This window comes from Sphingobium sp. CCH11-B1, assembly GCF_001556865.1.
Lineage (GTDB): Bacteria > Pseudomonadota > Alphaproteobacteria > Sphingomonadales > Sphingomonadaceae > Sphingobium.
Genome location: NZ_LSJY01000119.1, coordinates 1 through 5,800, shown reverse-complemented (window position 1 = coordinate 5,800; position 5,800 = coordinate 1). Strand labels below are relative to the sequence as shown.

5 protein-coding genes are annotated in these 5,800 nt (G+C 67.2%); 2 read left to right on the top strand and 3 right to left on the bottom strand.

Annotation, left to right across the window (positions count from 1 at the left end):
• Positions 1-527 precede the first annotated feature (527 nt).
• From metK to AX724_RS12585, 3 genes are read right to left on the bottom strand one after another with little or no spacing between them, the layout of a single operon-like run.
• Positions 528-1,733, bottom strand: coding sequence for a methionine adenosyltransferase (metK, locus tag AX724_RS12595; RefSeq protein ID WP_066767003.1), 1,206 nt, complete (start codon positions 1,731-1,733; stop codon positions 528-530).
• 60 nt (positions 1,734-1,793) lie between these two features.
• Positions 1,794-3,383 (bottom strand): apolipoprotein N-acyltransferase, encoded by a 1,590-nt coding sequence (gene lnt / locus AX724_RS12590; RefSeq protein WP_066767010.1) that lies wholly within the window; start codon positions 3,381-3,383, stop codon positions 1,794-1,796.
• 8 nt (positions 3,384-3,391) lie between these two features.
• Entirely contained in the window at positions 3,392-4,030 is a 639-nt protein-coding gene (locus AX724_RS12585; RefSeq protein ID WP_066767000.1) for a YqaA family protein, read from the bottom strand.
• Between the two features lie 200 nt (positions 4,031-4,230).
• On the opposite strand from AX724_RS12585, the gene AX724_RS12580 reads away from it, so the two are divergent.
• On the top strand, positions 4,231-4,998 hold the full coding sequence (locus tag AX724_RS12580) for a hypothetical protein (protein ID WP_066766997.1): 768 nt from the start codon (positions 4,231-4,233) through the stop codon (positions 4,996-4,998).
• 71 nt (positions 4,999-5,069) lie between these two features.
• Positions 5,070-5,684, top strand: coding sequence for a DJ-1/PfpI family protein (locus tag AX724_RS12575; protein ID WP_066766993.1), 615 nt, complete (start codon positions 5,070-5,072; stop codon positions 5,682-5,684).
• Positions 5,685-5,800 lie beyond the last annotated feature (116 nt).

Genomic DNA, 5,800 nt, shown 5'->3' with positions numbered 1-5,800 from the left:
GTGTATAAGAGACAGGGTCTTAACCCCTGCCGCCGGTTCGTCATGGTTCGGGACGGATCAGTGCAACATAATGGGGGAGATTATTTGCACTTTATGAAGCGGCCTTTCGCATCCTTGCAGGGCGCCTTTTTGACGGGCGCTTTCGGGGTGCATTTGACGAACTTGCCCTTCGCGTCCTTGCAAGGTGCGGCGGACGCGGGAGCGACGCTGCCGAGGGCCAGGGCAAGTCCGAGGAGGGCGGTGGCAACCATCTTGGTCATGGGTCGTCTCTCATGCAGAAGAGAGGGGGTGCCGGGCTCGACAGGGGTGCGAGCCCGACGCCCTCTCTATGCGCCCCGGCGGCCTGCTTTCCTAATGAACTTTTCGTCATGTTGCGGACAGGTTGCGGGACGCGAAGAGGGCGTCGGAGCGGGTGCTGCCGACGCCCTTTTCAGGCCGGGACGCGGGGTGTCGCCCATCCCGCCGCGACCAGGACGCTTCGCGCCCGAGTGCCGCTGCCCCCTCCCCGGACGGGAGGGGCATAGGCGTCAGAGCGCGGCCTTGAGCTTTTCGACCAGGTCGGTCTTTTCCCAGGGGAAGAAGTCGCCTTCGGGCTTGCGGCCGAAATGGCCGTAGGCGGCGGTCGGCCGGTAGATCGGCTTGTTGAGGCCAAGATGCGTGCGGATGCCGCGCGGGGTGAGACCGCCCAGGTCCGTGATGGACTTGATCGCGTCTTCGATCCTGTCGTCGCCCACCGTGCCGGTGCCATGGGTGTCGACATAGAGCGAGAGCGGTTCGCTGACGCCGATCGCATAGGCGATCTGGATGGTGCAACGGGTGGCGAGGCCGGCGGCGACCACATTCTTGGCGAGGTAGCGGGTGATGTAGGCGGCCGAACGGTCGACCTTGGTCGGATCCTTGCCGCTGAACGCGCCGCCGCCATGGGGCGATGCGCCGCCATAGGTGTCGACGATGATCTTGCGGCCGGTAAGGCCGGCGTCGCCGTCCGGCCCGCCGATTTCGAAGCTGCCGGTCGGGTTGATGTGATAGACGGTGGCGTCGGAAAGCAGTTCCGCCGGAAGGATGTCGGCAACGACGCCCTTCACATAATTTTTGAGTTCCGCTTCTTTGTCGCCCGTGTCGTAGCCCGGCGCGTGCTGGGTCGAGACGACGATGGCGGTGGCGGCGACGGGCTTGCCATTTTCGAAGCGGAGCGTGACCTGGCTCTTGGCGTCGGGCTCCAGGAAGGGGGCTGCGCCCGAATGGCGGTCGGCTGCCATCCTCGCCAGGATCTTGTGGCTATAGTCCAGCGTCGCGGGCATGAGGTCGGGGGTTTCGTCGCAGGCGAAGCCGAACATGATGCCCTGGTCGCCCGCGCCTTCATCCTTGTTGCCGGCGGCGTCGACGCCCTGCGCGATGTGCGCGGACTGGGCGTGGAGGTTGTTTTCGAAGCGGAAGGTTTCCCAATGGAAACCGTCCTGTTCGTAACCGATGCGCTTGACCGTATCGCGGACCGCCTTTTCGATTTCTTCCTGCGCGCCGGGCGCCCACTGGCCGTTTTCATAGACGCCCTTGCAGCGGATTTCGCCGGCGAGGACGACGAGCTGCGTCGTGGTCAGCGTTTCGCAGGCGATGCGGGCTTCGGGATCCTTGGAAAGGAACAGGTCGACGATGGCGTCGCTGATCTGGTCGGCGACCTTGTCAGGATGCCCTTCGGACACGGATTCCGAGGTGAAGAGATAGTTTGAACGCATGGTTGCTCCAGTCTGATGCTGTGTCTGCGTATAAAGAAATCTTTATGTGCAGCGGACGCCTTAGCGTCTGCTTCGCCGGGTTGCAATGGCGGCACCCAGCAGCAGGGCGGCGAAGAGGAAGGGGAGGAGGTTGCCGAGCCGCGCGAACAGGGTCGGCGGAAGCGCCGGCGGCAGGCCGGATTCGAGATAGCCCGCGCGGTTGAGGCCGAGCGACCGCAGCACCTGGCCGCGCGCATCGATCACCGCCGAAACGCCGGTGGGCGTCGAGCGGAGGATGGGGATGCCTTCCTCCAGCGCGCGAAGGCGGGCCTGCGCCAGATGCTGCACCGGCCCCCAGCTGCCGAACCAGGCGTCGTTGGAGGGGTTGAAGAGAAAGGCGGGGCGGTTGTTCGCGTCGACGACCTGGCCGGAGAAGATGATCTCGTAACAGATCTGCACGCCCATCTTCATGGCAGGGCGGCCGGTGGCGGCGGGCAGGGTCAGGCTTTGCGGGCCAGGGCCGGGCCAGAAATCGGCGTCGCCGGGAACGAGGCGCGAGAGGCCGAGCGGGGTCAATATCTCCCGCATCGGCAGATATTCGCCATAGGGGACAAGATGCGCCTTGGAATAGCGCCCGGCGATGGTCGCCAGCGGGGTGACGATCCACAGGCTGTTGTTCGCGCCGACGAGTTTCTGCGTCGTGACGCCCTGTTCCGTGACGGGCCTGAAATAGACCTTGTCCGCGCCGGTCATGAGCAGGTCGCCGGGGCCGAGCAGGGCGGCGAGGCGGGCGCGCCAGTCGGGTTCCATGTCGAGATAGGCGGGGATGGCGGCTTCGGGCCAGAAGAGGAGGCGCGGGGCGGGGCGCGGCTGGCCGGAGAGCGTCGCGAGCGTGCGGAAGTGGCGATATTCCGCCTCCACCGAATATTTTTCGTCCTGGCCGATATTGGGCTGGACGATGCGGATGCGGGGCGCGCCCGGCGGAGTGGGGGGCGCGGCGGACAGGGTTCCCCAGAGGGCGAGGAGAGCCAGGGGCGCGGCGATCAGCGCGGCCGCGCGGAACTGGCGGCGGATCGCCAGGAGAAGGGCCGCGGCGGCGAGGATGGCGAGCGCGCCGAGGCCATAGGTGCCGATCAGCGTCGCGGCGATGGCGATGCCGGTGGGCAGCAGCGCGACCCCCAGCGGGTTCCAGGCAAAGCCGGTGAAAAGGGTGGCGCGCAGATATTCGGCAACGAGCCAGGTGGCGCCGAAGAGGAGCGGGAGCGCGGCGGCATGGCGCGCGCCGGGCGGCGCGATCAGGCGGGATGAAGGCGGGTGGCCGAAGGGGATCAGCCTCCCCAACAACCAGGCCCCAAGCGTCGCCAGCCCCGGATAGACCGCGAGGTAGAGGGAGAGCAGGATCACCGCGCCATAGCCGAACCAGTGCGGCATCGCGTCCTGATAGGTGAAGGCGTGGGCGATCCAGTTGAGGCCAAGGGTGAAATGGCCAAGGCCGAACAGCCAGCCCCGCAGGAAAGCGGCGCGGCGGTCGGGCGCGGATTCGATCAGGGCGATGAGCAGCGCCAGGCAGGCGAGCGTGACCGGCCAGAGCGCCAGCGGCTCGAACCCCGTGGCCGACAGGAAGCCGGCGGCGAGCGCGGCCAGCCGGGGACGGGCGAGGATCGCGCGCATCGGGCGCTTCAGCGGCCGATCGTCGCCATGGTGGCGTTGGAGCATTTGTCGCTCTTGTGCGTCCCGCCGCCCAGCATCGAGGCGGCGAGGAAGCCGCCGACCAGCAGCAGCAGGAAGCCGGCGGAGAGCAGGGCCAGATATTTTTCGATGAACGCCTTGATCGGGCGGCCGAATTTCCAGAACAGGAAGCCAACCAGGATGAATTGAAGGCCCCGGCTGAGGATGCTGGCCCAGAGGAAGGTGAAGAGGGGCAAGCCGACGAAGCCCGCCGTGATGGTGATGAGCTTGAAGGGAATGGGCGTTGCGCCCTTGATCAGGATGATTTCCGCCCCGTAGTCGCGCAGGTAGCAGGCTGCGACCGGGAATTTGGCGGACAGGCCCAGGGCATCGAGAATCTGGTGCCCCAGCGCTTCATAGAGGAAATGGCCGATCGCATAGCCGAACAGCCCGCCCAGCACCGAGGCCAGCGTGCAGATGATGCCGAAGCGGATCGCGCGTTCCGGCTTTGCCAGGCACATGAGGCCGAGCAGCGGATGCGGCGGAATCGGGAAGAAGCTCGATTCCATGAAACTGACGGCGAAAAGCCAGCCTTCGGCATGGCGGTGCGCGGCCTTGGCCAGCGTCCATTGATAAAGCCTTGTGAGCATCGCGGGCTGACCTAGCCGAGATCAATCCGGCTCGCCAGCGCTTTCGCAGGTGCAGCGTGGCGGCGGTGCGTGTCTGCGCCGCCGGTCGGCCGCCCGCGGGGCATTTTGTGCGCCTGGGGCCTGCGGTCTGCCGGGACGGCGTTGACGAGTCCGTGCCGTGTGGGCAGAAGCCCCCAACCCCTTTTGTCCGGTCGCCGCGTTTGAACATCCCTCCGATTCCCTGGGCCAAGGTGCGGCAGCGCGCAGGCGGCCTGGCATTTGCGCTGGTGCTGAACCTGCTGCTGCTCCTGGCGCTGTTCACCCTGTCGCCGCGGTTCGAGCCGCCCCGGCAGGAGGATCGGTTGCCCGTGACCTTCGACGTGGAGGCGGGGGAGAAGACGGAGCAAGCCCAAGCCAAGGCGGAGAAGGCGCAGAAGCGCGAGCAGGACAGCGCCGCGCCGCAAAAAGCCGCCGAGCCGGTGGTGCGCCCGCCGGTTCCGGTCGAGAAGCCCGCCGAACAGCCGCCGTCCCCCTTCCCCTTCCTGACGCTGAGCCGCGAGCAGATGGCGTCCGCCGATATCGGCAACCTGCCCAAGGCGGCGCAGGGCGCGGGCGCGGGCAAGGGCGACAGCGCCGCCGTGTCCGGTCCGGGCGAAGGGCCGGGCGGGGTCCAGCTGTTCGAGGCGGAATGGTACAGGCGGCCGAGCCATGCCGAACTGTCCCCCTATATCCCCGCCGATGCGCCGGCGCGCGGCTATGGCCTGGTCGCGTGCAAGACGGTCGATCATTATCATGTCGAAAACTGCCAGACGCTGGGCGAATCGCCGATGGGATCGGGATTTGCGCGGGCGGTGCGGCTGGCGGCGTGGCAATTCCTGGTGCTGCCGCCGCGCGTCAACGGCAAGGTGATGGTGGGCAGCTGGGTGCGCATCCGCATCGATTATACGCGCACGGTCGTGGGGGACGACGGGGCAGGGCCGGGCGAATAGCCTTTGCGCGCCGGGTGGACCGTTCGCGCCGGGGCGCTTTGCGGCATGAGGCCCGGAAAGGGAGACGGGCGATGCGCGCAGCCATTATGACGTTCGACGGCTACAACGAACTGGACAGCTTCGTCGCGCTGGCGCTGCTGAACCGGGCGGCGGGATGGCGCGCGGAAATCGTTTCGGATAAGAAACGAGTTATCTCGATGAACGGCGTCGGCATCGACAATGCGGCCCTTGTCGAAGGCCTGCCCGACTATGACGTGGTGCTGATCGGCAGCGGGGTGCGGACGCAGGCGGTGGCGGCGGACGCGGCGCTGATGGCGCGTATCCGGCTCGATCCGGCGCGGCAGATCATCGGCGCGCAATGTTCGGGCGCGCTGCTGCTGGCGCGGCTGGGGCTGCTGGACGACATGCCGGTATGTACCGACACGACCAGCCGGCCGTTCGTGGAGGCGGCGGGCGCGGCGGTGATCGAGGCGCCTTTCCATGCGCGCGGGACCATCGCCACGGCGGGCGGGTGCATGGCGGCGCATTATCTGGCGGCCTGGGCGATCGGGATGGGGAGCGGGGCGGCGGCGGCGCGCGGAGTGATCGACTATGTCGCGCCGGTGGGCGAGAAGGCGGAGACGGTGGCGCGGGTGATGGGCGTGGTGACGCCCTTCCTGACGCCGCAGGAAATAGTTGCAATTTGATACGGGAATGCCATGCTGGCCTTCCGGTCCGACACCCGTCCGGTGCCTGTCCTGCCTGAAGAAAGGAGATGGCATGAATGATTTGTGATCGGCCTTGGTGCTCGGCGTCGTGGCGT

What these genes read in the sequence shown, in the direction of transcription:
- metK (WP_066767003.1), bottom strand. Translation starts at nt 1,733, where the DNA reads ATGCGTTCAAACTATCTCTTCACCTCGGAATCCGTGTCCGAAGGGCAT.
- lnt (WP_066767010.1), bottom strand. Translation starts at nt 3,383, where the DNA reads ATGCGCGCGATCCTCGCCCGTCCCCGGCTGGCCGCGCTCGCCGCCGGC.
- AX724_RS12585 (WP_066767000.1), bottom strand. Translation starts at nt 4,030, where the DNA reads ATGCTCACAAGGCTTTATCAATGGACGCTGGCCAAGGCCGCGCACCGC.
- AX724_RS12575 (WP_066766993.1), top strand. Translation starts at nt 5,070, where the DNA reads ATGCGCGCAGCCATTATGACGTTCGACGGCTACAACGAACTGGACAGC.